The sequence below is a fragment of the Sphingomonas alba genome (assembly GCF_023516555.1).
GTDB lineage: Bacteria > Pseudomonadota > Alphaproteobacteria > Sphingomonadales > Sphingomonadaceae > Sphingomicrobium > Sphingomicrobium album.
The window spans coordinates 1,394,899-1,418,108 of record NZ_JAMGBD010000001.1; the positions used below are offsets into that span (position 1 = coordinate 1,394,899).

Genomic DNA, 23,210 nt, shown 5'->3' on the forward strand with positions numbered 1-23,210 from the left:
GCCTAGACGGTTGAGTTTTGGACGCCAAGCGCCTAAATCGGACTGGAAAGCTCCGATTAGATGCGACTCACCCACCTTGCCGACTATGCAGTCGTGCTGATGACCGCCGCCGCCCGGCGCGAAACGGGCGAGCGCCTGAGCGCCAACGAGCTTGCCGCCGAGACCGGCGTTCCGCTGCCAACCGCCCAGAAACTGATGGGCCTGCTCGCCAATGCCGGCCTGCTGCGGAGCATGCGCGGCCAGGGCGGCGGCTTCTCGCTCAACCGCGACGTCGTCGCGATCAGCCTGGCAGACATCGTCGAGGCGGTCGAAGGCCCGTTCGTCATGACGCAATGTGCCGACGGCGTGAATCACGAATGCCTGCTCGACAAGCACTGCCGCGTGAAGCCGCACATGGGCATTATCGGTGAGCGGGTGCGCGGGGCGCTGGGCGCGGTCTCGCTGCAGGAACTGGCGCAATGACCGACGACGTCCAGAACAAGGAACTGCGCGAGCGCGTCGCCCAGGATTATGAATGGGGCTTTGCGACCGAGGTCGAGCAGGAGTTCGCGCCCAAGGGCCTGAACGAGGACACGGTCCGCTTCATCTCCGCCAAGAAAAACGAGCCCGAGTGGATGCTCGACTGGCGCCTGAAGGCCTATCGCGCATGGCTGGAGATGGAGGAGGTCGACTGGGCCAAGCTCGAAATTCCGGCGATCGATTATCAGGACGCTTATTATTACGCGGCGCCCAAGTCCAAGCCGAAGCTGCAGTCGCTCGACGATCTCGATCCGGAAATCCGCCGCACCTACGAGAAGCTCGGCATCCCGATCGAGGAGCAGAAGGTGCTCGCCGGCGTCGAAGGCGCGCGCAAGGTTGCCGTCGACGCCGTGTTCGACAGCGTTTCCGTCGCCACCACGTTCCGCGAGGAATTGTCAAAGGCCGGGGTCATTTTCCTGTCGATTTCGGAAGCGATCCGCGAGCATCCGGAGCTGGTCAAAAAGTACCTCGGCAGCGTCGTTCCGCAGCGCGACAATTACTTCGCCTGTTTGAACAGCGCAGTCTTTTCCGACGGCACCTTCGTCTACATTCCCGAAGGCGTCCGCTGCCCGATGGAATTGAGCACCTATTTCCGGATCAACGCCGAGAATACGGGCCAGTTCGAGCGCACACTGATCGTCGCCGACAAGGGCAGCTATGTCAGCTATCTCGAAGGCTGCACGGCGCCGATGCGCGACGAGAACCAGCTGCATGCCGCGGTGGTCGAGATCTTCGCGCACGAGGATGCCGAGGTGAAGTACTCGACCGTCCAGAACTGGTATCCGGGTGATGCCGAGGGCAAGGGCGGCATCTTCAACTTCGTCACCAAGCGCGCGTTGTGCAGCGGCGATCGGTCGAAGGCGTCGTGGACGCAGGTCGAGACCGGCAGCGCGATCACCTGGAAATATCCGAGCTGCATTTTGAAAGGCGCGAACAGCGTCGGCGAATTTTATTCGGTGGCGCTGACCAACAACCGCCAGCAGGCCGACACGGGCACCAAGATGGTGCACATCGGCGCGGGCACGCGATCCACCATCGTCAGCAAAGGCATTTCCGCGGGCAAGTCGAACAACACCTATCGCGGCCTGGTGCGCGTGCTTCCAGGCGCCGAGAATGTGCGCAACTTCACGCAGTGCGACAGCCTGCTGCTCGGCGATAAATGCGGCGCGCACACGGTGCCCTATATCGAGGTCAAGAACCCGACCGCGACAATCGAGCATGAAGCGACGACGTCGAAGATCAGCGAGGACCAATTGTTCTACGCGATGAGCCGCGGCCTGGATCAGGAAGCGGCGGTCGCACTGATCGTCAACGGTTTCGCACGCGAGGTCTTGAAGCAACTGCCGATGGAGTTCGCGGTCGAGGCACAGAAGTTGCTTGGCATTTCTCTGGAAGGAAGCGTGGGATGATCAGTATCGCATTCACAGCCGCCACCCTCGTGCTCGCCCAATATGGGGGCAGCTACGGCGCACCGCCGTCCAGCTCTTACGGCAGCTCCAGTGCTGGAGGGGTGGATACCGCGCCTTTCGTCCAGCTTGAGCACAAATGCCTCGACCAGGCGGTGACCGACACGGGCCCTGCGACCCAAGACGTGAAGCAGCAGGGCTTCGACAAGTGCCTCGCGTTGCACGACGCAATGGTGAAGCATGCGACCGCCAATTTGAGCGGGAAGGAATCCGCCAACGTCAAGCGCGACCTCGATCATGCATTGCTTGGGGTTGAGAAGAATTACGCAAAGAAGCTGGGCCTGATGATGCCGGCCGAGGTGAAGTGAACGAACGAATGCTGAGTATCAAACACCTCCACGCGACGGTTGCCGGCAAGCCGATCATCGATGGGCTCACGCTCAGCGTTCCGGCCGGTGAAGTACATGCCATCATGGGCCCGAACGGCGCCGGCAAGTCGACGCTCGCCTACGTGCTCGGCGGGCGGCCCGGCTACGAAGTGACCGAGGGTTCGGTGACGTTCGACGGCCGGGATTTGCTCGCCCTCGAGCCGCACGAGCGCGCGGCCGCTGGTCTGTTCCTGGGCTTCCAATATCCGGTCGAAATCCCCGGCGTCTCGTCGCTGCAGTTCATCCGTGAGAGCCTGAACACGCAGCGCCGGGCGCGCGGCGAGGCCGAGCTTTCGGGCGCGGAATTCATTAAGCTGGCGCGTGCCGAGGCCGCCGAGCTCGGGATGGACGCGGAGATGTTGAAGCGGCCGGTCAACGTCGGCTTTTCCGGCGGCGAGAAGAAGCGCGCCGAGATGGTGCAGATGGGCATCATGCGCCCGCGCTTCGCGGTGCTCGACGAGACGGACAGTGGGCTCGACATCGATGCCCTCCGAACCGTCGGCCGCGAGATCAACCGCATCATGCGCGCGCCGGACAAGGGCGTGCTGCTGATCACCCATTACCAGCGGCTTCTCGATTATGTGCAGCCGGACAAGGTGCATGTGCTGTCGACGGGCAAAATCGTGCGTTCGGGCGGCCCCGAGCTGGCGCTGGAGCTGGAGCGCGAAGGCTATGCGGAGGCGGCTGCGTGACGGCGCTTCCGACCCGCAAGCTGGAGGCATTTCGCTATGCCGACATCGACGCCTTGTCGTCGGTGTGGGAACAGCTCGCGGCGCCGCGATCGATCCAGATTGCTGCGCACAAAAAAGTGCAGCAAATCTGGCTTCCGAACGGCAACGACATCGAAGTCCGGCGCGCGGAAATCACGCTGGAAGCGGGCGCGGAAATGTCGCTGTTCGCGCTCAACAATGCGCGCGATTACGGCCGCATCGAACTGGATGTGACGCTGCGCGAAGGTTCGCACTTTACGTTCAACGCAGCGAACATAGGCGCGGGTGAATCGAATCTCGAGATCGTCACCACCGTCCGCCATGACGCGCCGTCGGCGGTGTCGCGCCAGGTCGTACGCAGCGTGCTCGGCGGCAAGGCCGTCGGCTCCTATTTGGGCAAGGTCGCGGTGGCCCGCGACGCGCAGCAGAGCGACGGCGAGCAGTCGGTGAAGGCCATGCTGCTCGACCGCGGCGCAACGGCCAATTGCAAGCCCGAGCTGGAAATCTACGCCGACGACGTGAAGTGCGCGCACGGTGCTACGGTCGGTGAGCTCGATCCCAACCAATTGTTCTACGCCATGTCGCGCGGACTCGATCCGGCGAGCGCCAAGGCGCTGCTGCTCGAAGGCTTCGTCATGGGCCTTTGGGACGATGCGGAGGGCAGCGACGCGATCTGCGAAGCGGCGCGTGCGGCGTTGAAGGTGGTCACGGCATGAACGTCGCCGCCAACATCACTCCGGCCCTGTCGGTGCGTGGCGAATTCCCCGCCATCGCCGGCTGGCATTATCTCGACAGCGCCGCGACTGCGCAAAAACCGCAGGCAGTGATCGACGCCATCACGCGCGGCTACGACCGCGATTATGCGACGGTGCACCGCGGCGTTTACGAGCGCTCGGCGGTGATGACGCAGGCCTACGAAAATGCGCGTGCGGCGGTCGCGTCATTTATCGGCGCAGCGAACGCCAATGAGATGGTCTTCACGCGCAATGCGACGGAGGCGATCAACCTGGTCGCGCAGACCTTGCCGAAGGGCGGCCGCGACCGCGTCCTGCTTTCGGAGCTGGAGCATCATTCCAACATCGTCCCGTGGCAGCTGGCCGGATATGCGATCGATGTCGTCCCGATCACCGCCGACGGACTGATCGATCTCGACGCCGCCGAACGAATGATTTCCGACCAGCATCGCGTGGTCGCCCTCGCGCACGTTTCGAACGTGCTGGGCTCGATCCTCGACGCAAAGCGTGCCGCCGAGATCGCGCATTCGAAAGGCGCGCTGCTGCTACTCGACGGCTGCCAGGCGGCGCCGCGAATTCCGGTCGATGTGCAGGATATCGATTGCGATTTCTATGCGCTGTCAGCGCACAAACTCTATGGTCCGACTGGCCTCGGCTGCCTGTGGGGACGCGGCGAGTTGCTGAACGCCTTGCCGCCATACCAGGGTGGCGGCGCAATGATCGACAGCGTGACGTTCGAGAGGACGACCTTCGCGCCACCGCCGCAGCGCTTCGAAGCCGGTACCCCGCATATCGTCGGGGCTGTCGGCCTACATTCGGCGATCGACTGGGTGAACAGCGTCGGCCTCAACGCCATCCACGCGCATGAGACGGCGCTGGTGCACGAATGCCGCGAAGCTCTTCGTCGTATCAACAGCGTTCGCCTGTTCGGTCCCGAGGACAGTGCCGGCATCGTCAGTTTCGCCATTCACGGGGTTCACCCGCATGACATCGGCACCATATTGGACGACGAAGGCGTCGCCATCCGCGCCGGTCACCATTGCGCCCAGCCTTTGATGAAAGTGCTGGGCGTTCCGGCGACCGCGAGGGCGAGTTTCGCCGCCTTCAGCGACTCCTCGGACATCGAGGCGCTGGTGAAGGGCATCGACAAGGTCTTGCGGATTTTCGGGCAATGATGGGCGAAGAGAAAAAAATCGAGGTAGAAGAGGTCGACGGCGTCGAGACCCCGCCGCGGGCGCGCGTGACGCCGGACTTCGAGCGCAAGCGCGATTATCTCGCCGGCTTCCTCGCCGAGACCAAACCGGAAGTGCCGCAGGGCGGCGCCGGCGGGCAGCTGATGGAGTCGGTGATCGAAGCGCTCAAGTCCATCTTCGACCCTGAGATCCCGGTCGACATTTATGAGCTCGGTCTCATCTATGGCGTTGACATCAGTGAGGATGGCGATGCGGTCATCACCATGACGCTGACGACGCCGCACTGCCCGGTTGCCGAAAGCATGCCGGCTGAAGTCGAGCTTCGCGTCCTGTCGGTGCCGGGCATCCGCGACGCAGAGGTCAAACTGGTCTGGGACCCGCCATGGGACCCGAGCAAGATGAGCGACGAAGCTCGCCTGGAATTGGGGATGCTGTGAGCGGTATTTGGAATGAATAGGGAATCGAAAGTGCGTGCGCGTCCCGCCGCGATCATCCTGACGCCAGCGGCCGAGGCCCGCATCGCCGAGCTGATGGGCAAGGCTCCCAAGGGCGCAATCGGCGTCAAATTGTCGACGCCCCGTCGCGGTTGCTCAGGCCTCGCCTACTCGGTCGATTACGTCAGCGAGCGCAATGCGTTCGACGAGAAGATCGAGACGCCTGGCGGCGTGTTCTACGTCGACGGCGGGTCGCTGCTGTACTTGATCGGCTCGACCATGGACTGGGTCGAGGACGATTTTGCCGCCGGTTTCGTGTTCCAGAACCCGAACGCCAAGGGCGCCTGCGGCTGCGGCGAGAGCTTCACCGTCTAGGCGAAGCGCCTAGAATCCCAGGGTGAAGCGGACTGCACCGCCGACATCCGTATCCGCCGACTGAATATGCCCTGGCTGGCGGCGAGCGAACATGTTGCCGCCGAGCCAGCCACCTGCGAACGGCCGCGAATAGTTGACCTCGGCGTCAACCTCGCGCCCGCTAGGCGTGAACGACAAGGTCGACCAGCTCTCGGTGGCGCTGGCGGTGGCGTAGCTGTAGCTCGTCGGCAGCATGAGGCCGAGGCCGCCCTTTTCGATCCTGAGCGGCTGTGCAAGCCGGAAACCTAAGCGGTCGCCTACGCTGAGCAGGTTCCATTTCTGCAGGTCAAAGGCATAAGCCGCGCTCTGGAAGCTGCCGCTGGAGAAATTGGTCCAGCCGCGACGCGCGCTGAAGCTGGCCTGCCAATTGTCACCGAACTGGCGCCGGGCCTCGACGTCGAGGAAGGTACTGCTCGAGCCGCCACCGCCGTAAGCCTCGCCCAAGCGGCCGCCGAGCACGGTCTCCTTCTCGTCGAGCTTCGACACACTTGCCGACAGCCATGTCTTGCCGAAATTGCGGTCCATCGCGACCGTCGCCATGCGATAGGGCGATCCGTTCGCCGTGCTCGCCGTATCCTGCCAAACCTCGCCGCTCTCCGACGACAGGGTCATTCCGACCGGCCCAAGGTTACGGCGCAATGCCATGCTGGCGCCCCGCTTGGCCGCGAAGCCCGGTTCGCCGCCAACGTCGCGAGCAACGAGGAAGGCGCCAGATTCGGCGTTGGATAGCTTGCGCTCCAGTGCCTTGGCTCCTTCGGAAAGGCCCAAGGCCAAGGCGGTCTTCCGGTCGAGTCGCGCAACGGCGGCACCGGCGACGACCCGCGCCTTGCGGGCATCCTCCGGGCCAATACCGAGCCGCTCTGCCTCGAAAACGCCATTTGACTGGCGAGTCTCCGCAACGGTCATCGCGACGCTGAGCGGGCCAACAGACACGGCGCTATCGCGCACCGTCTGCCCATTATGGAGCGCACGAGTAAGGGGCATGTCGGCTTGCGCCGCGCGCAGCGATTGCGCGAGGTTCAGAGTGAAGGCGCGATTGTAGCCGTCGATAATGATGGCGCCGAGCTTGCCGTCGATCAGTCCGCCGTCGCCGGCAGCCGGGGGCAGATCCCCGCTTGTCCCCTCGCCGACCGCGACCTGACTGTTGGCGAGCGTCGTCGTTCCGTTTGGCTGGAACGCTCGGGCGATGTTGAGGCGGCCTTGCCCGTAGATGGGGTCGACCCCAGCTGCGCCTAGGTCATCCGCAGTGCTGTAGAGCAGGGAAATGATCTGCGCCGCCGTCAGGTTCGGGAACGCCTGCGCGAGAAGCGCGACCGCCCCCGTGATCACCGGCGCCGAAAAGCTGGTTCCCGACCATAGGTAAAGTGTGCCGGTATTGTCCGGCGAAAGAACACGCGTGCCGATCGCAGTCAAATAGTGCTGCGCACTCGTGCCGGCCTTGTTGGAAAAGTCGGCCAGCTGATCGAGGTCTGTGCTGGTGCCGTTATAGAGGCCCACCGCCCCAGCGATGATGACATTGTTCGGATAGTTCTGGGCGGGGATGGCGGCGAACGGGTCAGCGTTGTTCCCCTTGGCGGTTTCGCCGTCATTGCCAGCAGAAATAACCAAGATGATACCGGCGTTGACCGCTCGCTGGATCGCCGAGCTGAGAGTCGGGCCGGGCGCTGATCCGCCAAGCGACATATTGATGACACGGGCACCGGCCAAGCGCGCTGCATCGAGACCCGCCGCGATGTCATTGTCAAAGAACACGCAGTCGTCGGTGCCGGTGCAGCTCCCTGGATCATCCGCACGTTCCGAAATGATCGTCGCGTTGAATGCGACGCCCATCGTGTCGAGATTGTTGCGAGCCGCCGCCGCAACGCCCGCCACTGCCGTGCCGTGACCGTCGGAGTCGCCGACACCGCGGCCGCCCCCCGTCGCGTCACCGGATCCAGGATCGATACGCCCCGCGAACTCCGGCGAGTTGGCATTGATGCCGGTGTCGACAATGCCGATCTTGATGCCTTGGCCGGTCGCGCCGGCATCATAGGCCACAATCGCGCCGTGCGAATTGGCGCCGTTCGAGCGCAAATACTCCGCCGTATAATAGGGACTGGTCGTCGGTGTCGGCGTCGGCGTGGGGGTTGGCGTTGGAGTCGGTGTGGGAGTCGGCGTCGGTGTGGGAGTCGGCGTCGAATTGACCGGCGGGCCGCCCGCACCACCACCGCCGCCGCACGCTGAGAGCATCAGCGCCAGCGCCAATCCGCTCGTCGCCAGAAGCTTCTTGGTCATTCACCCCACCCCACTCAACTAGCTGTAATTCAAAGGCTTTCCTTGCATCTTATGCTTAACAAAACCTTTCATTTTGATGAAGGCCCTATTTGCGGCTAGGCGCGTCCTCGCATGCTGGAACCGCGCTTCGCCCACATCCGCGACTGGATCTTCGACCTCGACAATTGCCTTTACCCGGCGTCGGCGGGTCTGTTCGCGCTGATCGACGAGCGCATGGGTGCCTATATCCAGCGGCTGATGGACGTCGACCTTGTCGAGGCGAAGCGTATCCAGAAGGCCCATTTCCACGAGCATGGAACGACGCTCGCTGGCCTGATGAAGGAGCATGACGTCGACCCGCACCACTTCCTGGACGAGGTGCACGACATCCCGCTCGACCGGATTGAGGCCAATCCGAAGCTGGCGGCCGGCCTCGCGCGCCTGCCGGGGCGCAAGTTCGTCTTCACCAACGGCGATGCGCCTTATGCGCGCCGGGTTCTCGAAGCGATCGGCGTTCACGTCTATTTCGACGAGCTCCACGACATCCACGCCAGCGATCTCAGGCCCAAGCCCGACCCGCATGGCTACGAGCTGCTGCTTGGCCGCTACGGGATCGACCCAAAGGCCGCAGTGCTGGTCGAGGACATGGCGCAGAATTTGAAACCCGCGAAAGCTCTGGGAATGACGACCGTCTGGGTCGACAATGGCTCCGAACGCGGCGCACATCTGGCCCAGGATGGCCATGTCGATTTCGTCATCGCCGACGTCGGCGACTGGCTCGAAGATATTCTAGGGGACGACAATGACGATTGAGAGCGTGATCGATGCGGCCTGGGAAGCCCGCGACAGCATTGGCGCCGACACAAAGGGTGAGGTCCGGCAGGCAGTCGATGCCGCGCTCGCCTCGCTCGACAGCGGCGAAGCCCGGATTGCCGAAAAGGTCGACGGCGACTGGCGCGTCAACCAATGGCTGAAGAAGGCCGTCCTGCTCTCGTTCCGCCTGAACCCGATGGAGGCGATCTCCGGCGGGCCGGGAGGTGCACACTGGTGGGACAAGGTGCCGTCCAAATTCTCCGGCTGGGGCGAGCGCGAGTTCGGCGAGGCGGCTTTCCGCGCGGTGCCGGGCGCCATCGTCCGCCGCGGCGCCTTCATCGCGCCGGGCGCAGTGCTGATGCCGAGCTTCGTGAATATCGGCGCCCGCGTCGGCGAGGGAGCGATGATCGACACCTGGGCGACGGTCGGCAGCTGCGCGCAGATCGGCCGCAACGTCCACATTTCCGGAGGCGCTGGCATTGGTGGCGTGCTCGAGCCGCTGCAGGCGGGACCGGTCATAATCGAGGACGATTGCTTCGTCGGCGCGCGTTCGGAGGTGGCCGAGGGCGTTATCGTCGAACAGGGCGCGGTGCTGTCGATGGGCGTCTTCATCGGCGCATCGACCAAAATCGTCGACCGTGCCAGCGGCGAGGTTATGTACGGCCGCGTCCCGGCCTATTCGGTGGTCGTACCGGGAACACTGCCGGCCAAGGACGGCGGCCCCAGCCTTGCATGCGCGGTGATCGTAAAGCGCGTCGACGAGCGCACCCGGTCCAAAACCAGCATCAATGAACTACTAAGGGACTGAGCAGGGAATCGATAAGTCCAGCTTATCGTTGCTGCCGAGCCTTTTGTTGGCCGACGCGCACTGATTCCGGCAGATTCGGGGGATGGCACGCGACGATCTCTTTGACCGCAAGGCGCGGGACGCGCAGGCGCAACCCCCCGTCTATCCGGCGCCGATGATCAATAGCGAAATGACCGGCCGAGAATGGGCCATCCTGCTGGTGCTGGCCATTATCTGGGGCGGCGCCTTCCTGTTCATCGGCGTCGCCGTCAAGCACGTCCATCCGCTGACTTACGTCTGGCTACGGCTGACGATTGCCGCCGGCGTGATGCTCCTGTTCCTGAAGCTGAAGGGAGGCAAGCTCGGTCTGCCGCGCGAGGTCTGGGGCTCTATCCTCCTGCTGGCGTTGCTCAACAATGCCTTGCCGTTCACGCTTTTCGGCTGGGGCCAGACCCATATTGCCAGCGGGCTTGCATCCATCCTCAATGCAACGACGCCAATCTGGGGCGTCCTTGTCGCGCACCTCTTCACCGACGACGAGCGCATCAACCCGCGCAAGCTGGCCGGCGTGCTGCTAGGCTTTGGCGGAGTTGCCGTGATGATCGGCCCGGCCTTGCTCGCCAACGTCGGCACCGATGCGCTGGCGCAGCTGGCCTGCATTGGCGCCGCGCTGAGCTACGCCTTGGCCGCCGTCTGGGCGCGCCGCTTCCGCAAGATTGGCGTGTCGCCGATGTCGGTGACGACTGGCCAGCTGAGCGCCGGCGCGCTGATGATGCTACCACTGGCGATGCTGGTCGATCAGCCGTGGACGCACCCGCTGCCGCCGCTTTCAGCATGGGCGGCGATCGCCGCGCTGGCGATCTTCTGCACCGCGTTCGGCTACGTCCTCTATTTCCGGCTCATCGAAACCGCAGGCGCGATCAACGCGCTGTTGGTGACCCTGCTGGTCCCGCCCTTCGCGATCCTGTTCGGCACCCTGTTCCTGGGTGAGGTCTTGGCTCCGCAAGACTTCATCGGGCTCGGGCTGATCGCCCTCGGCCTGGCGGCGATTGACGGACGGCTCGTGCGCCGCTTCAGCCTCTACCGAGCGGCTACTTCGCTTCGCTGAGCAGCTTCTGGGCTTCGGGACCGGTCCAATCGAGGTCGCCGATGTAGCGCCAGATCTCCTTGCCGTCGGAGCCGTAGAGCACGGTCGTCGGCATGGTCTGCACGCCAAGCGCGCTCGACAGGGCCATCGAGGAATCGTGATAGGCGCCGATGTCCTTGACGCCGAGATTGGCGAGGAAATCCTTCACAGCTTTCTGGTCGCTCGTGTCCTGGCTCACCGAAATGACGCCGAGCTGGCCGTCGACCGCATGGCTTGCCGCCAGCTTGTCGAGCGTCGGCAGTTCCTTGATGCAAGGGCCGCACCATGTCGCCCAGAGGTTGACGAGGGTCGGCACGCCCTTGAACTGGGCAATGCTGATGTCGCCGCCGTCAGGGTCCTGGAAGATCGTCGGCGGGGCGGCCTTGCCGGCCTGGCTGCGGTCGACGCCTTTCTCGACGATATCGGGGGCCGCTGCCGTGGCATTTGCCTCATTGGCTTGAGGCGCTTCGGGCTTTTGCCTATCGCAACCGGCGATAAGGGCGAGGCCAAGGAGCAAGACGATCGAGCGCAAGGACAACTCCGCGAACCAGATGTGGGGCGGCCGCTTTGCGGGCGGCCCGGCCGCGGTGATGCGTGAGATCAACGCCTCCATCGCGGTCGACAAACGCCTATGGCGGGAGGACCTGACCGCGTCAAAGGCGCATGCGGCCATGCTCGGCGCCCAAGGCATCATTTCGGCCGACGAAGCCGCTGCGATCGCCAGGGGCCTCGATCGGATTGCCGAGGAATATGCGGCGGGGAAGCTGGTCGAGGATTCTGCGCTCGAAGACATCCACATGCATGTCGAGCATCGGCTCGGCGAGTTGATCGGGCCTGCGGCAGGCAAGCTGCACACGGCCCGCTCGCGCAACGACCAGGTCGCGACCGACTTCAAATTGTTCGTCCGCAATTGCGCCGATGAGGCGATCGCCGGGATCGATGCGCTGGAGGATGCCTTACTGGCCCGCGCCGAAGAACATGCGGCAACGGTCATGCCGGGCTTCACCCATTTGCAGTCTGGCCAGCCGGTCACGCTCGGCCACCACCTGATGGCCTATGTCGCCATGCTGGCCCGCGACCGCAGCCGGTTCCTGGATGCGCGGGCGCGGATGAACGAGAGCCCGCTCGGTTCGGCGGCGCTGGCCGGCACCGGCTTCGACATCGACCGCGACGCGACGGCGAAGACTCTCGGCTTCGACCGGCCGACGACCAATAGCCTCGATGCCGTCTCCGACCGCGACTTCGCCGTCGATTACCTCCATGCCGCCGCGCTCTGCTCGGTGCATCTGTCGCGCCTTGCCGAAGAAATCATCATGTGGGCGTCGCAGCCCTTCGGGTTCGTGAAATTGCCCGATGCCTGGTCGACCGGCTCGTCGATCATGCCGAACAAGCGCAATCCCGACGCCGCCGAGCTGGTGCGCGGGCACAGTGCGCGGATCGTCGGCGACCTGGTGGCGCTGCTGGTGCTGCTGAAGGGCCTGCCGCTCGCCTATGCCAAGGACCTGCAGGACGACAAGCCGCCCCTGTTCGACGCGCACGACCTGCTGTCGCTGAGCCTTGCGGCCATGGCCGGAATGATCACCGACCTGGAATTCGTGCCGACGAAAATGCGCGCCGCCGCAGCCGCCGGACATGCCACCGCAACCGAGCTCGCGGACTGGCTGGCCGCGAATGGCGTCCCGTTCCGTGAAGCCCACCACATTGCCGGCCGCGCCGTTGCGCTCGCTGAAGCGACCGGCAAGGCGCTCGACGAGCTGAACCTGGCGGACCTTCAAGGCATCGACCCGCGCATCGGCGAAAACGCGCTGCCGCGCCTGTCGGTCGAAGCGGCCGTCAAGGCGCGTGGGTCGGCTGGCGGGACGGCCCCGGACAGGGTAGCAGAGGCCGTTGCGGCCGCTCGCGCCGCGCGCCGGAGTCGTTAATGAAGCTTGTTCGCCTCATTCCGTTGTTCGTGCTAGCGCTCGCCGCTTGCGGCAAGGTCGCGCCCCTAAAACCGGCAGCCGGCCAGGCGCTGCCGATCAGGCCGGCGATGGCGACAGTCACGCCAACGGCCGAGCAACTGCTGACGCCCCCGACCTACGCCAAGCCGGAGCGTGTCGACGAACTGATGAAGCGCTCGCAGCCGCGCCAGACGGACCGTTTCGACCTGCCGCCGCCCGCCGGTGAGGCACCGCCGGCTGCGGCTCCGGAGGGCAATGCCTCCGAGAACGTCACCATCTCGGATCCGCAATGAGCTGGAAGCCGGTTCGCAAGGCGGTGTTTCCCGTGGCCGGGCTCGGCACGCGGCTGCTGCCGGCCACCAAGTCGATCCCGAAGGAAATGCTGACGGTCGTCGACCGGCCGCTGATTCAATATGCGGTCGACGAAGCGCGCGAGGCGGGGATCGAGCAACTGATCTTCGTCACCGGTCGCGGCAAGGCGGCACTCGACGATTATTTCGACATCGGCTTCGAACTTGAAACGACCATGCGCGAGCGCGGCAAGAGCCTCGATGTACTTGCCTCGTCGCGTTCGGGTTTCGGCGAAATCGTCTCGGTCCGCCAGCAGCAGCCGCTGGGTCTCGGCCATGCGGTCTGGTGCGCCAAAAATATCGTTGGCGATGAACCGTTCGCGGTGCTGTTGCCCGACGATCTGATGGCGCCGGGTGCGCTGAAAGATATGGTCGCGGCCTATAACGAGCTTGGGGGCAACATCCTGTTGACCGAGGAAGTGCCGAAGGAGAGGACCGCCAGTTACGGCGTCATCACCCCGGGCGAAACCAAAGGCCGGGCAGTCGAGGTGAAGGGTCTGGTCGAGAAGCCGAAGCCCGAAGACGCGCCATCGAATCTCGCCGTCATCGGGCGCTATATACTGCAGCCCGAATTGATGCGCATTCTCGATTCCGGCGAAAAGGGTGCGGGTGGCGAGATCCAGCTCACCGATGCCATGGCGAAGCTGATCGGCGCGCAGCCCTTCCATGCGGTGACATCGGATTCAGCCCGGCACGATTGCGGCGACAAAGCAGGCTTTGTGCTGGCCAACCTTGCGCTAGGCCTGGGGGACCCAGCCGTAGAGCCGAAGATCCGCGCGTATCTGAAGGGCGCCTAAGCCTCCAGTTCGACATCCCAGTAGAGATAGTCCCGCCAGCTCTGGTGCAGGTAATTGGGCGGGAAGCGCCGCCCGTGGTCCTGTAGCTGCCAGCTGGTCGGCCGGATCGGTTCGCTCTCGATTTGCATATGCGCCTGAATCGGCGTCCGCCCGCCCTTACGCAGATTGCAGGGCGCGCAGGCAGTGGCGACATTCTCCCAGGTCGTCCGCCCGCCCTGGGCGCGCGGGATGACATGGTCGAACGTCAGCTCCTTGCGCGACCCGCAATAGACGCAGCGAAAGCGGTCGCGGAGGAACAGGTTGAACCTCGTGAAGGCTGGATATTCGTTCGGCTTCACGAATTGCCTGAGCGCGATGACGCTGGGCAGCTTCAGCGCCCGGCTCGGGCTGTGCACCTCGCGGTCGTAATGGGCGACGACATCGACGCGCTCGAGGAACATGGCCTTCACCGCGGTCTGCCACGGCCAGAGGCTCAATGGATAATAGCTGAGCGGCGTATAGTCGGCGTTGAGCACCAGCGCCGGGCAGCTGTCGGGGTGGCGGATGAGGTCCGGATGATACATGACGCGGGCAATGGCCTTTCCGTGTCCGCCCGCTCGAACACCGCTCCGGCCCTGTCGCACGCAAGGAGGAGTGAGACCGAACGGGCTCGCTTCCCTTGTGACCTGCCGGATGCCAACCCGGCGTGACAAAGCCATGAATCGGACATTGCAGATTCGTCGTCAAGTGCACCCGGAACGCCAAGGCCGCCATAACATGTCGCAATCTTGGCCAATGTTGCAGCCGGGACTCACTTGCCGGTGACGACGACCCGCTTCGCGCCGTCCCCGTCCGGCCGCCTGCACCTGGGCCATGCCTATTCGGCGGCGATCGGCAGGCGGGCGGGCGATCGGTTCCGTTTGCGCATCGAAGATCTGGACCCCGGACGCTGCCGGCCCGAGTTCATCGACGGCATATTGGAAGACTTGGCTTGGCTTGGCATCCGGTGGGACGGCGAGCCCCTGATCCAATCGCAACGGACGCATTTATATGCCGACGCCTTGGACCAGCTGCGCGAGCGTGGCCTTGTTTATCCCTGCTTCTGCACGCGCGCCGACATTGCCGCTTCGCTGACCGCCCCGCACGGCGATGCAGGTGCTGCTTATCCCGGCACCTGCCGCGGCCTGCCCGACGATCCCGAGCGCCGATCAACGACGGCGCATAGCTGGCGGCTGGATAGTGCCAAGGCGCTGGCCATCATTGGCCTGCCGACCTGGACGGAGCACGATGGCACGCAATTCGAAGCGAAGGCCGGCGACATCGGCGACGCCATCCTCGCCCGCAAGGACGCGCCTTCATCCTACCATCTCGCCTGTATCGTCGACGATGCGAATAGCGGCGTAACCGAGGTCGTGCGCGGCGCCGACCTGCGCCCGTCGACGCCGGTGCAGCGGCTGTTGCAGCTACTACTCGGCCTGCCTGAGCCGACCTACCGCCATCATGCGCTTGTCCTGCACGGAGACGGCCGCCGCCTCGCCAAGCGCGACCTGGCGCCAACGCTTGCTGCGATGCGCGACGGCGAGGTCGATGGTCGCGCCCTTGCCGCGGATTTGGTCAACGGCAAGCTGCCCCTTGGTTTCATCTTCTCCGCGGACTAGGAGCGCGCCATGAGCATCTTCCTCGTCATCCTGCTTGTCGCGGCCATGGCGGCAACCGTCTACGTCCTGGTCCGCGGCGTCATGACCATGGCCCAGGGCAAGGAGATGTCGAGCGAGCAGCAGCAGAAGTGGATGCAGAAGCGCGTCCAGTTCCAGGCGCTGGCGATCGTCATCGTCATCATCATCCTGCTCGCCGCCGGCGTTTCGCGGGGCTGACCTGGTCAAGCTCAACAAGATTTACACGCGCACCGGCGACACCGGGTCGGCCGGCCTTGTCGACGGTTCCCGGGTTTCGAAGAGCTCGGCTCGAATGCACGCAATCGGCGAAGTCGACGAGGCGAACAGCGCCATCGGCGTCGCTTTGACGCTGGCCGACGACGATCACGGGAAGCGGCTACGTGCCATCCAGAACGAAATGTTCGACCTCGGAGCCGACATCGCCACGCCCGGCGCTATGGAAGGCGCGCTGAGGATCACCGCCGGCCAGGTGGAGCGCCTCGAGCGCGAGATCGACACCATGAACGCCGAACTTGAACCGCTGACCAGCTTCATCCTGCCCGGCGGTTCGCCTGCGGCGGCCTCGCTCTACCTGGCGCGGGCCGTCGTCCGCAGGGCCGAGCGCGCGGCCGTTGCATTGAATGAGAGTGACCCCATCAGCCCGCACGCGCTCGCATATTTGAACCGACTATCCGATCATCTGTTTGTCTCGGCGCGGCACATTGCACGCAGCAGCGGAGGGGATGTTTTGTGGCAACCCGGAGCCACTCGCTAAGCGGCCAGCTTGCCGACCGGCTCGCCGCGACGCGGCGGCTGAGCCTTGACCTCGCCGCGCCGCTGTCCGAGGCCGACGCCAACCTCCAGCCCTTCCCCGACGCCAGCCCGGCCAAGTGGCACCTCGCCCACACGACGTGGTTTTTCGAGACGTTCGTCCTTCGCGACCATGCGCCCAGATATCGCCCCTTCGACGAGCGCTTCCACTTTCTCTTCAACAGCTATTACGAAGCCGAGGGCGACCGCCACGCCCGGCCCAAGCGCGGCCTGCTGAGCAGGCCCTCGCTCGCTGAAGTCCGCGACTGGCGGGCGCATGTCGACGAAGCGCTAGCCAAGGCCATGCCGAACCTGCCGGCGGCAACTCTCGAGCTGATCGAGCTCGGAATCAATCATGAGCAGCAGCACCAGGAATTGCTGCTGACCGACCTGCTCGCCGGGCTCGCCGAGAATCCGCTGGAGCCGGCTTATGGCGAGCTTTCGGCTCCGGCCTGCTTCGCCATCGGACCGCTCACTTGGCTACCGGGCCGCGAAGGAGTCGCGAAGATCGGCGCGGTCGACGGCGGCTTCGCCTTTGATTGCGAACGCCCAAAACATGACGTGATTCTGACACCGCATCAGATTGCCGCGCGGCCCGTCACCAACTGCGAATGGTCGGAGTTTATCGCGGGCGGCTGCTACTCGAATCCGTCGCTCTGGCTCAGCGACGGCTGGGCCTGGGTCCAGCAGGAAAAGATCACCGCGCCGCTCTATTGGCATGGCGACGGCACCATCTTCACCCTCGGTGGCCGCCGCGAGATCGACGGCGCCGCGCCTGTTTCCCACATCAGTTTCTACGAGGCCGACGCCTTCGCCCGCTGGGCCGGCGCGCGACTGCCGACCGAAGCCGAGTGGGAGGATTTCGCCAGCGGAGCCGATCCCTGGCTCGGTCATCAGCTCGATACCGGCGGCCCGGTCATCCCGCGCCCTGGCGGCGGAGTCTTCGGCGACGTCTGGCAATGGACCGCCAGCGCCTATCTCCCCTACCCGGGCTTCAGGATCGCCGAGGGCGCGGTCGGCGAATATAATGGCAAGTTCATGAGCGGGCAGATGGTGCTGAAGGGCGCCAGCTGCGCCACGCCGCGCGGGCACAGCCGCGCCTCCTACCGCAATTTCTTCCCGCCGGCCGCGCGCTGGCAATTCACGGGAGTGCGCCTTGCTCGCGACGCCTGACACCGACACTGAAGCCGATCCCGCCTTTCGAGCCGATGTGCTGGCGGGCCTCGCCGAGCCGACCCCGGCCATCCCGGCCCGCTGGTTCTACGACCGCCGCGGATCGGAGCTGTTCGACGACATTACCCGGCTGCCAAGTTATTACCCGACCCGGACCGAGACGGCCCTTCTTGAAGAGATCATGTCAGAAGTCGACGCCTTGTCGGCGGACAATTGCGCGGTCGTCGAACTCGGCTCTGGCTCCTCGACCAAGACGCCGCTGCTGCTGCGCGGCATCCAGCCCAAGGCCTATGTCCCGGTCGATATCAGCGGCGACTACCTGCGCGAAAGCGCCGCTGTCGTCGATAAAGATTTCCCGGACATCCACGTCTATCCGGTCGAAGCGGACTTCACGAAGCCGTTCGCTTTGCCGCCCGAAGTTGCGGAGCTTCCCAAGCTTGGCTTCTTTCCCGGCTCGACGATCGGCAATTTCGTGCCTCGGAGCGGCACCGACCTGCTCCGCCACTTCCGCGACATCCTCGGCACCGGCGCGCGCCTGCTGATCGGCATGGACCGGGTCAAAGGCATTGAGCGCCTGCTCGCCGCCTATGACGATCCGGAAGGGGTGACGGCCGAATTCAACCTCAATCTCCTCCACCGCATCAACCGTGAGCTCGGCGGCGACATTCCCGTCGATGCCTTCCGGCATCAGGCACGCTGGAACGACATATTGTCGCGGATCGAGATGCACCTGGTCGCGAAGCGCGACGTCAGCTTCTCCATCGACGGCCATTCCTTCTCTTTCGCCAGGGGTTCCAGCATCCATACGGAGAACAGCCACAAATACGGCCCGCGCGGCGGCCGCGTGCTGCTGCTCGCCGGGGGTTGGACGCCATTGCGGGAATGGACCGACGAGGACGGCGACTTCGCCCTTATCCTCGCCGAAGCCATGCCCAATCGTTTCGCCCCCTAGTTGCCGCCGGAATCGCGCGCGGCTAAGCGTCGGCCATGATACTCATCACGATCATCCAGATCCTCATCGTCCTGCTCGACGTCCTGTGGTGGGTCATCATTGCCCAAGTGGCGCTGAGTTGGCTGATCGCGTTCAACGTCCTCAACACCTCGAACGATGGCCTGCGTCGCTTCCTCTACGGTCTCGAACGCTTCCTCGATCCGCTTTACCGGCCGATCCGCAAGATCCTGCCGGACTTCGGCGGTCTCGATTTCTCCCCGCTGGTGCTGCTGCTGGTCATTTCCATCCTTAGCCAGATCGTGCTTCCGAATATCGCCATGAGCCTGCCACCGGCGGGCGCGGCCTGAGCCGATGGCGGCCCGCCTGATCGACGGGCGCGCCGCCGCCCAGGAGGTTCGCGCCCGCGTCGCGCAGGAAGTCGAGCGCTTCCGCGCTGCCACTGGCCGCGCGCCCGGTTTGGCCACCGTGCTGGTTGGCGAAGACCCGGCCAGCGCCGTCTATGTCCGATCCAAGGGCAAAGCGACGCGCGAGGCGGGCATGGAGAGCGTTAGCCACAATTTGTCCGCCGACATCGGCGAAGCCGAACTGCTGGCGCTGGTCGACCAGCTAAACCGCGACCCCGCCATCGACGGTATCCTCGTCCAGTTGCCGCTTCCCGGCCATATCGACAGCGCCAAGGTCATCGCCGCCATCGATCCCGCCAAGGATGTCGACGGGTTCCATCCCATCAACGCAGGCAAGTTGGCGATCGGGGCGGCCGACGCGCTCGTTCCCTGCACGCCCTTTGGCTGCCTTTACTTGCTGAAGCAGGAGCTGGGCTCGCTGTCCGGCCTCGACGCCGTCGTCATCGGCCGCTCCAACATCGTCGGCAAGCCGATGGCGATGCTGCTGCTCGGCGAAAGCTGCACCGTCACCATCGCCCATAGCCGCACCAAGGACCTGCCCGCCGTCGTCCGCCGCGCCGACATCGTCGTCGCCGCCGTCGGCAGGCCGGAAATGGTCAAGGGCGACTGGCTGAAGTCCAGCGCCACCGTCATTGACGTCGGCATCAACCGCGTCGACGCCGGCGAAGGCAAGACGCGGCTGGTCGGCGACGTCGCTTTCGACGACGCCCAAAAAGTGGCGGGCGCAATCACGCCGGTCCCGGGCGGGGTCGGGCCGATGACCATCGCCATGCTGCTCCGGAACACGCTTGTGGCGGCGCACCGCCGCGAAGGCCTCGCGGAGCCCGCGGGCCTGTGATCGAGCTTTTCACCACCGCCTTCATCACCTTGCTGGTGATCATCGACCCGCCGGGCTGCGCGCCGATCTTCGCTTCGCTGACCAGCGGCACGACGCAAGTGCATCGCCGCAAGATGGCCGTACGCTCGACGGCGGTTGCCTGGTGTATTCTCGTCTTCTTCGCTTTGCTCGGCGAGCCGCTGCTCCGGACGCTCGGCATCTCGCTGTCCGCCTTCCGGCTGGCGGGCGGCATCATGCTGTTCATGATTGCATTGGATATGGTGTTCGAGCGGCGGACCGAGCGCCGCGAGGAGCGGGCGAAGGAGATCGAGGGCACGCCGGAGGCCGAAGACATCAGCGTCTTCCCCATGGCCATCCCGATGATCGCCGGGCCCGGTTCCATCGCTTCGATCATGCTGCTCAGCGCGCGCGCCGAGGGGCTGACGCAGGGCGCGATCGTCCTCGGTGCGCTGACCGCGGTCATGATCCTGACCCTCATCGCTCTACTGACAGCAGGTCCGCTGATGAAGCTGATCGGCGCCAAGCTGGAAGCCATGATCACCCGCATCCTCGGCGTCATCCTCGCCGCGCTGGCGGTGCAGTTCGTCCTCGACGGGCTGGAGCGGAGTTTGCCGGGGCTTGCGGGTTAGGATCGCGCGCCGCGAACTAATGGCAGCTTTCGGCCCAATGCGGACATTGGCTTCCTAAAAAATTTCGTGCGCCGGGAATAAACCGGAACGCCGGCCGGTCGTGTCGTCGAACGCCTTTCAAAAGAGGACTTTCGATGAACCCCGAAAACGACCGCCGCGATTTCCTCAAATGCATGGCCTGGGCCGGCACAGGAGCGCTCTTTGCCTTCAACGGCGGGATCACAAGCTCTCTGGGTCTCGACAGCGCGATCGCCGCGCCGCTGCTTCGTTCGGCGTCAAAGCCTTTCACCTTCGTGCAGCTGAGCGACAGCCACATCGGTTTCAACAAACCGCCTAACGCTGACGCCCGGGCGACCTTTCGCGAAGCCATCGCGAAGGTGAAGGCGCTGCCGAACCAGCCGGATTTTGTCATCCACACCGGCGATGTCTCGCAATTGTCGCGCGACGAGGAGTTCGATGACGCGGACCAGATGCTGAAGGAGCTGGGACTTCCCGTCTTCTTCGTGCCCGGCGAGCACGACATGCTGGACCCCGACGGAGGCAAGGCATTCCTTAAGCGCTTCGGCAAAGGAAGTATGGGTGCCGGCTGGTACAGCTTCGACCATCGCGGCGTGCATTTCATCGCCCTGGTCAACGTCGCGGACCTTAAGCCCGGCGGAATGGGCAATCTCGGCGCGGAGCAGCTCAAGTGGCTCAAGGCGGATCTCGCCGCCCGCCACTCTTCGACCCCCATCGTCGTCTTCGCCCACATCCCGCTCTGGACGGTCTACGAGGCATGGGGTTGGGGGACCGACGATGCTGCCGAAGCATTGAAGCTGCTTGCGCGGTTCGGATCGGTCACCATCCTCAATGGCCACATCCACCAGATCACGCAAAAGGTGGAAGGGCACATCGCCTTTCACACGGCGCGCTCGACTGCCTTTCCGCAGCCCGCGCCGGGCACCGCTCCATCACCCGGTCCACTGAAGGTCCCTCCGGAGCAACTGCACAGCATGCTTGGCATCACCGATGCCGTGTTCGTGCGCGGCCACGACCGCGTCGCGCTGATCGACTCCACTCTCACCGCTTGAATCAAAGGAAATCTGCATGACCCGCGCTTTTGGAATGGTGACGTTTCAAGCCTTCTCACTGCTCGCAGCCGCATTCGCGATGACGATTGTCGCCGATGACGTGAAGGCGGCTCCGCCTCCGCAGGCCCAGCTCGTTCACATCGGGAATTTCACCTTCAATCAGGCCACGCTAACCGTGCGTCCGGGGACCACTGTCACCTGGGTCAATGATGACGACATTCCCCACACGGTCGTCGCGCAGGGTCTCGCGTTCAAATCGAAGGTGCTCGATACCGGCGACCGCTTCAGCTTCACCTTCGCCAAAGCCGGGCAATTCGGGTATTTCTGTTCCCTGCACCCGCACATGACGGGCACGATCGTCGTGAAGGCGTGAGCATGGGACTAGTCGTCAGCTCGTGAGGAATTTTGCCCCCACCCTCTTCACGCCGCGCGTGGCGACTAGCAACCGTCCGGTGCCGGGAGCGTCCCTGCCCGGCGCCGGACATCTGCAATCATTCAACCAGCTGATCCTGCCCCACCTCGACGGGGCCTATAACCTCGCGCGCTATCTCACGCGCGACCCCGTGCTCAGCGAAGATGTCGTGCAGGACGCACTGTTGCGGGCCTTCCGTGCGTTCGCCCAGTTCCGGGGAGAGTCGCCAAAGGCTTGGCTGTTCGCGATCGTTCGTAATTGTTGCCGGAGCGCACAGACGCCGGGCGGAGCAGTGTCACTGGTCGTCCACGAAAGCAGCCTAGGCGAAGAAGCGGCGGCCCTGGTCAAGAATCAGCCGGATCCCGGTCCGAGTCCGGAGGACGAGGTGTTGCGCAAGGCCGAAATCGGCCAGGTCAGGGCAGCGATCGAGGCTATCCCCGAGCCATTCCGGGAAGCCATCGTGCTGCGGGAGCTGGAGGACCTGTCCTATGCTGAAATCGCCGAAGTCACCGGCGTGCCGATCGGTACGGTCATGTCGCGCCTCGCGCGAGGTCGGGCCATGCTGGCAAAGGAGTTGTTGCCCGCCGGAAGGAACGGCGACGAGCAGTCTAGGAGTGTGAAGTAATGGTTGCGTGCGCTGATCAGGAGCTGCTCCTCGGCGGTCTTGTCGACAACGAGCTCGATGCGGCGAACGTCGCGATGGTCGAGGCGCATGTTCTGCGCTGTGAAGGCTGCCGCGAGGAACTCGAGCGTCTGCAGGCGCTGCACAACCTCATGCGGAGCGACGGCGTTCGCCATGCCGCTCCGGATTCGCTGCGGCAGCGGATCGGCGCGATGCCCGAGCTTTCGCCCAGGGCGGCGAACGAGAACAGGCTGCCGGCCTGGCTTGCGCCAGGTCTCGGCGGTGCGATCGCAGCCTCGCTCGCAATGGTGACGTTCCTCCCTGCTACCGGGCAGGCGGCACTCGAGCAGCAGCTTGTCTCGAGCCACGTGCGCTCTCTCCAGCCCGGCCATCTCATCGACGTGCAGACGGCAAACCAGCACGTTGTGAAGCCGTGGTTCAACGGCAAGGTGGATTTCGCGCCGCCGGTGCCGGACCTTTCGGACCGCGGCTTCCCGCTCGTCGGCGGCCGGCTCGATTCCATCGACGGCAAGACGGCGGCGGCAATCGTCTACAAGCGCCGGCTCCACACGGTGAATGTGTACGTGTGGAGAGCCTCCGCCGCGCGCGGCCGAAACAAGGTCGAAAACGGCTTCGCGCTTGACCAATGGAGCACGGACGGACTTCGCTTCGCCGCGATTTCCGACATTCCGTCGGCCGAGCTCCGGCAGTTCGAAAACCTCTACCGGCAACGATCGGACACGGCGGGACGGTGAGCTGAAG

29 protein-coding genes are annotated in these 23,210 nt (G+C 64.6%); 26 read left to right on the forward strand and 3 right to left on the reverse strand.

Going from position 1 to position 23,210, the window contains the following annotated elements; all coding sequences use genetic code 11:
* Nucleotides 1-60 precede the first annotated feature (60 nt).
* From LZ536_RS07315 to LZ536_RS07350, 8 genes are read left to right on the forward strand one after another with little or no spacing between them, the layout of a single operon-like run.
* Nucleotides 61-462 (forward strand): RrF2 family transcriptional regulator, encoded by a 402-nt coding sequence (locus LZ536_RS07315; RefSeq protein ID WP_249847753.1) that lies wholly within the window; start codon nt 61-63, stop codon nt 460-462.
* The gene (gene sufB / locus LZ536_RS07320; protein WP_249847754.1) at nt 459-1,928 is read left to right on the forward strand and encodes a Fe-S cluster assembly protein SufB; all 1,470 of its coding nucleotides are present in this window, start codon (nt 459-461) and stop codon (nt 1,926-1,928) included. Before LZ536_RS07315 ends, sufB begins: the two co-directional genes overlap by 4 nt.
* The gene (locus tag LZ536_RS07325; protein WP_249847755.1) at nt 1,925-2,293 is read left to right on the forward strand and encodes a hypothetical protein; all 369 of its coding nucleotides are present in this window, start codon (nt 1,925-1,927) and stop codon (nt 2,291-2,293) included. Before sufB ends, LZ536_RS07325 begins: the two co-directional genes overlap by 4 nt.
* An 8-nt stretch (nt 2,294-2,301) precedes the next feature.
* Nucleotides 2,302-3,045, forward strand: coding sequence for a Fe-S cluster assembly ATPase SufC (sufC, locus tag LZ536_RS07330; protein WP_249847756.1), 744 nt, complete (start codon nt 2,302-2,304; stop codon nt 3,043-3,045).
* Nucleotides 3,042-3,779 carry a SufD family Fe-S cluster assembly protein gene (locus LZ536_RS07335; protein WP_249847757.1) on the forward strand — a complete coding sequence of 246 codons (738 nt, stop codon included), beginning with the start codon at nt 3,042-3,044 and terminating at the stop codon, nt 3,777-3,779. Before sufC ends, LZ536_RS07335 begins: the two co-directional genes overlap by 4 nt.
* Entirely contained in the window at nt 3,776-4,972 is a 1,197-nt protein-coding gene (locus LZ536_RS07340) for a cysteine desulfurase (protein WP_249847758.1), read from the forward strand. The genes LZ536_RS07335 and LZ536_RS07340 overlap by 4 nt, the downstream gene beginning before the upstream one ends.
* Nucleotides 4,972-5,427, forward strand: a complete 456-nt coding sequence (locus tag LZ536_RS07345; protein WP_249848581.1) for an SUF system Fe-S cluster assembly protein — start codon at nt 4,972-4,974, stop codon at nt 5,425-5,427. The genes LZ536_RS07340 and LZ536_RS07345 overlap by 1 nt, the downstream gene beginning before the upstream one ends.
* A 12-nt stretch (nt 5,428-5,439) precedes the next feature.
* Nucleotides 5,440-5,799, forward strand: a complete 360-nt coding sequence (locus tag LZ536_RS07350; protein WP_249847759.1) for a HesB/IscA family protein — start codon at nt 5,440-5,442, stop codon at nt 5,797-5,799.
* Nucleotides 5,800-5,808: 9 nt separating this feature from the next.
* On the opposite strand, the gene LZ536_RS07355 is transcribed toward LZ536_RS07350, so the two are convergent.
* A complete protein-coding gene (locus tag LZ536_RS07355) occupies nt 5,809-8,112 on the reverse strand; it encodes a S8 family peptidase (RefSeq protein WP_249847760.1) in 2,304 nt (767 codons plus the stop codon).
* Nucleotides 8,113-8,223: 111 nt separating this feature from the next.
* Here LZ536_RS07355 and LZ536_RS07360 point away from each other — a divergent pair, with 111 nt between their 5' ends.
* The 3 genes from LZ536_RS07360 to LZ536_RS07370 all read left to right on the forward strand — a co-directional run bounded on the left by LZ536_RS07360 (nt 8,224) and on the right by LZ536_RS07370 (nt 10,799).
* The gene (locus LZ536_RS07360; protein ID WP_431357919.1) at nt 8,224-8,904 is read left to right on the forward strand and encodes a pyrimidine 5'-nucleotidase; all 681 of its coding nucleotides are present in this window, start codon (nt 8,224-8,226) and stop codon (nt 8,902-8,904) included.
* Nucleotides 8,894-9,712: a 2,3,4,5-tetrahydropyridine-2,6-dicarboxylate N-succinyltransferase gene (gene dapD, locus LZ536_RS07365; RefSeq protein WP_249847761.1), complete on the forward strand. Its 819-nt coding sequence runs from the start codon at nt 8,894-8,896 to the stop codon at nt 9,710-9,712. The genes LZ536_RS07360 and dapD overlap by 11 nt, the downstream gene beginning before the upstream one ends.
* 82 nt (nt 9,713-9,794) lie before the next feature.
* Nucleotides 9,795-10,799 (forward strand): DMT family transporter, encoded by a 1,005-nt coding sequence (locus LZ536_RS07370; RefSeq protein ID WP_249847762.1) that lies wholly within the window; start codon nt 9,795-9,797, stop codon nt 10,797-10,799.
* Here LZ536_RS07370 and LZ536_RS07375 read toward each other — a convergent pair.
* Nucleotides 10,783-11,430: a TlpA family protein disulfide reductase gene (locus tag LZ536_RS07375; RefSeq protein WP_249847763.1), complete on the reverse strand. Its 648-nt coding sequence runs from the start codon at nt 11,428-11,430 to the stop codon at nt 10,783-10,785. The two genes, LZ536_RS07370 and LZ536_RS07375, sit on opposite strands and share 17 nt — an antisense overlap.
* On the opposite strand from LZ536_RS07375, the gene argH reads away from it, so the two are divergent.
* The 3 genes from argH to LZ536_RS07390 are packed head-to-tail and all read left to right on the forward strand — an operon-like array spanning nt 11,369 to nt 13,904.
* Nucleotides 11,369-12,739, forward strand: a complete 1,371-nt coding sequence (argH, locus tag LZ536_RS07380; RefSeq protein WP_249847764.1) for an argininosuccinate lyase — start codon at nt 11,369-11,371, stop codon at nt 12,737-12,739. The genes LZ536_RS07375 and argH overlap by 62 nt on opposite strands.
* The gene (locus LZ536_RS07385) at nt 12,739-13,050 is read left to right on the forward strand and encodes a hypothetical protein (protein ID WP_348538817.1); all 312 of its coding nucleotides are present in this window, start codon (nt 12,739-12,741) and stop codon (nt 13,048-13,050) included. Before argH ends, LZ536_RS07385 begins: the two co-directional genes overlap by 1 nt.
* Nucleotides 13,047-13,904: a UTP--glucose-1-phosphate uridylyltransferase gene (locus tag LZ536_RS07390; protein WP_249847765.1), complete on the forward strand. Its 858-nt coding sequence runs from the start codon at nt 13,047-13,049 to the stop codon at nt 13,902-13,904. Before LZ536_RS07385 ends, LZ536_RS07390 begins: the two co-directional genes overlap by 4 nt.
* Here LZ536_RS07390 and LZ536_RS07395 read toward each other — a convergent pair.
* A complete protein-coding gene (locus LZ536_RS07395) occupies nt 13,901-14,467 on the reverse strand; it encodes an HNH endonuclease (RefSeq protein ID WP_249847766.1) in 567 nt (188 codons plus the stop codon). The genes LZ536_RS07390 and LZ536_RS07395 overlap by 4 nt on opposite strands.
* A 204-nt stretch (nt 14,468-14,671) precedes the next feature.
* On the opposite strand from LZ536_RS07395, the gene gluQRS reads away from it, so the two are divergent.
* From gluQRS to LZ536_RS07455, 12 genes are all read left to right on the forward strand, one after another.
* Nucleotides 14,672-15,541: a tRNA glutamyl-Q(34) synthetase GluQRS gene (gene gluQRS, locus LZ536_RS07400; RefSeq protein ID WP_249847767.1), complete on the forward strand. Its 870-nt coding sequence runs from the start codon at nt 14,672-14,674 to the stop codon at nt 15,539-15,541.
* Between the two features lie 9 nt (nt 15,542-15,550).
* Nucleotides 15,551-15,757, forward strand: coding sequence for a twin transmembrane helix small protein (locus LZ536_RS07405; protein ID WP_249847768.1), 207 nt, complete (start codon nt 15,551-15,553; stop codon nt 15,755-15,757).
* A 1-nt stretch (nt 15,758) separates the two neighbouring features.
* The gene (locus tag LZ536_RS07410) at nt 15,759-16,313 is read left to right on the forward strand and encodes a cob(I)yrinic acid a,c-diamide adenosyltransferase (protein WP_249848583.1); all 555 of its coding nucleotides are present in this window, start codon (nt 15,759-15,761) and stop codon (nt 16,311-16,313) included.
* The gene (egtB, locus tag LZ536_RS07415; protein WP_249847769.1) at nt 16,289-17,521 is read left to right on the forward strand and encodes an ergothioneine biosynthesis protein EgtB; all 1,233 of its coding nucleotides are present in this window, start codon (nt 16,289-16,291) and stop codon (nt 17,519-17,521) included. Before LZ536_RS07410 ends, egtB begins: the two co-directional genes overlap by 25 nt.
* Nucleotides 17,505-18,473, forward strand: coding sequence for an L-histidine N(alpha)-methyltransferase (gene egtD, locus LZ536_RS07420; protein ID WP_249847770.1), 969 nt, complete (start codon nt 17,505-17,507; stop codon nt 18,471-18,473). Before egtB ends, egtD begins: the two co-directional genes overlap by 17 nt.
* A 35-nt stretch (nt 18,474-18,508) precedes the next feature.
* Nucleotides 18,509-18,820, forward strand: coding sequence for a YggT family protein (locus LZ536_RS07425; protein WP_249847771.1), 312 nt, complete (start codon nt 18,509-18,511; stop codon nt 18,818-18,820).
* A 4-nt stretch (nt 18,821-18,824) separates the two neighbouring features.
* Nucleotides 18,825-19,715 carry a bifunctional methylenetetrahydrofolate dehydrogenase/methenyltetrahydrofolate cyclohydrolase FolD gene (gene folD, locus LZ536_RS07430; protein ID WP_249847772.1) on the forward strand — a complete coding sequence of 297 codons (891 nt, stop codon included), beginning with the start codon at nt 18,825-18,827 and terminating at the stop codon, nt 19,713-19,715.
* On the forward strand, nt 19,712-20,344 hold the full coding sequence (locus LZ536_RS07435; protein WP_249847773.1) for a MarC family protein: 633 nt from the start codon (nt 19,712-19,714) through the stop codon (nt 20,342-20,344). The genes folD and LZ536_RS07435 overlap by 4 nt, the downstream gene beginning before the upstream one ends.
* 134 nt (nt 20,345-20,478) lie before the next feature.
* Nucleotides 20,479-21,414, forward strand: coding sequence for a metallophosphoesterase family protein (locus LZ536_RS07440; protein ID WP_249847774.1), 936 nt, complete (start codon nt 20,479-20,481; stop codon nt 21,412-21,414).
* A gap of 16 nt (nt 21,415-21,430) precedes the next feature.
* Nucleotides 21,431-21,787 (forward strand): cupredoxin domain-containing protein, encoded by a 357-nt coding sequence (locus tag LZ536_RS07445; RefSeq protein WP_249847775.1) that lies wholly within the window; start codon nt 21,431-21,433, stop codon nt 21,785-21,787.
* 22 nt (nt 21,788-21,809) lie between these two features.
* Nucleotides 21,810-22,451 (forward strand): sigma-70 family RNA polymerase sigma factor, encoded by a 642-nt coding sequence (locus tag LZ536_RS07450; RefSeq protein ID WP_249847776.1) that lies wholly within the window; start codon nt 21,810-21,812, stop codon nt 22,449-22,451.
* A complete protein-coding gene (locus LZ536_RS07455; RefSeq protein WP_249847777.1) occupies nt 22,451-23,203 on the forward strand; it encodes an anti-sigma factor family protein in 753 nt (250 codons plus the stop codon). Before LZ536_RS07450 ends, LZ536_RS07455 begins: the two co-directional genes overlap by 1 nt.
* The last annotated feature ends 7 nt before the right edge of the window (nt 23,204-23,210 follow it).

Bases quoted from the DNA above. Each gene is read 5' to 3' on its own strand.
- sufC (WP_249847756.1), top strand. From the start codon at position 2,302: ATGCTGAGTATCAAACACCTCCACGCGACGGTTGCCGGCAAGCCGATC.
- LZ536_RS07355 (WP_249847760.1), bottom strand. From the start codon at position 8,112: ATGACCAAGAAGCTTCTGGCGACGAGCGGATTGGCGCTGGCGCTGATG.
- argH (WP_249847764.1), top strand. From the start codon at position 11,369: ATGTGGGGCGGCCGCTTTGCGGGCGGCCCGGCCGCGGTGATGCGTGAG.
- LZ536_RS07340 (WP_249847758.1), top strand. From the start codon at position 3,776: ATGAACGTCGCCGCCAACATCACTCCGGCCCTGTCGGTGCGTGGCGAA.
- LZ536_RS07345 (WP_249848581.1), top strand. From the start codon at position 4,972: ATGGGCGAAGAGAAAAAAATCGAGGTAGAAGAGGTCGACGGCGTCGAG.
- LZ536_RS07325 (WP_249847755.1), top strand. From the start codon at position 1,925: ATGATCAGTATCGCATTCACAGCCGCCACCCTCGTGCTCGCCCAATAT.
- LZ536_RS07445 (WP_249847775.1), top strand. From the start codon at position 21,431: ATGACCCGCGCTTTTGGAATGGTGACGTTTCAAGCCTTCTCACTGCTC.
- LZ536_RS07360 (WP_431357919.1), top strand. From the start codon at position 8,224: ATGCTGGAACCGCGCTTCGCCCACATCCGCGACTGGATCTTCGACCTC.
- LZ536_RS07315 (WP_249847753.1), top strand. From the start codon at position 61: ATGCGACTCACCCACCTTGCCGACTATGCAGTCGTGCTGATGACCGCC.
- LZ536_RS07405 (WP_249847768.1), top strand. From the start codon at position 15,551: ATGAGCATCTTCCTCGTCATCCTGCTTGTCGCGGCCATGGCGGCAACC.
- folD (WP_249847772.1), top strand. From the start codon at position 18,825: ATGGCGGCCCGCCTGATCGACGGGCGCGCCGCCGCCCAGGAGGTTCGC.
- sufB (WP_249847754.1), top strand. From the start codon at position 459: ATGACCGACGACGTCCAGAACAAGGAACTGCGCGAGCGCGTCGCCCAG.
- LZ536_RS07440 (WP_249847774.1), top strand. From the start codon at position 20,479: ATGAACCCCGAAAACGACCGCCGCGATTTCCTCAAATGCATGGCCTGG.
- dapD (WP_249847761.1), top strand. From the start codon at position 8,894: ATGACGATTGAGAGCGTGATCGATGCGGCCTGGGAAGCCCGCGACAGC.
- LZ536_RS07425 (WP_249847771.1), top strand. From the start codon at position 18,509: ATGATACTCATCACGATCATCCAGATCCTCATCGTCCTGCTCGACGTC.
- LZ536_RS07455 (WP_249847777.1), top strand. From the start codon at position 22,451: ATGGTTGCGTGCGCTGATCAGGAGCTGCTCCTCGGCGGTCTTGTCGAC.
- LZ536_RS07375 (WP_249847763.1), bottom strand. From the start codon at position 11,430: ATGGAGGCGTTGATCTCACGCATCACCGCGGCCGGGCCGCCCGCAAAG.
- LZ536_RS07370 (WP_249847762.1), top strand. From the start codon at position 9,795: ATGGCACGCGACGATCTCTTTGACCGCAAGGCGCGGGACGCGCAGGCG.
- LZ536_RS07395 (WP_249847766.1), bottom strand. From the start codon at position 14,467: ATGTATCATCCGGACCTCATCCGCCACCCCGACAGCTGCCCGGCGCTG.
- LZ536_RS07350 (WP_249847759.1), top strand. From the start codon at position 5,440: ATGAATAGGGAATCGAAAGTGCGTGCGCGTCCCGCCGCGATCATCCTG.
- LZ536_RS07385 (WP_348538817.1), top strand. From the start codon at position 12,739: ATGAAGCTTGTTCGCCTCATTCCGTTGTTCGTGCTAGCGCTCGCCGCT.
- LZ536_RS07390 (WP_249847765.1), top strand. From the start codon at position 13,047: ATGAGCTGGAAGCCGGTTCGCAAGGCGGTGTTTCCCGTGGCCGGGCTC.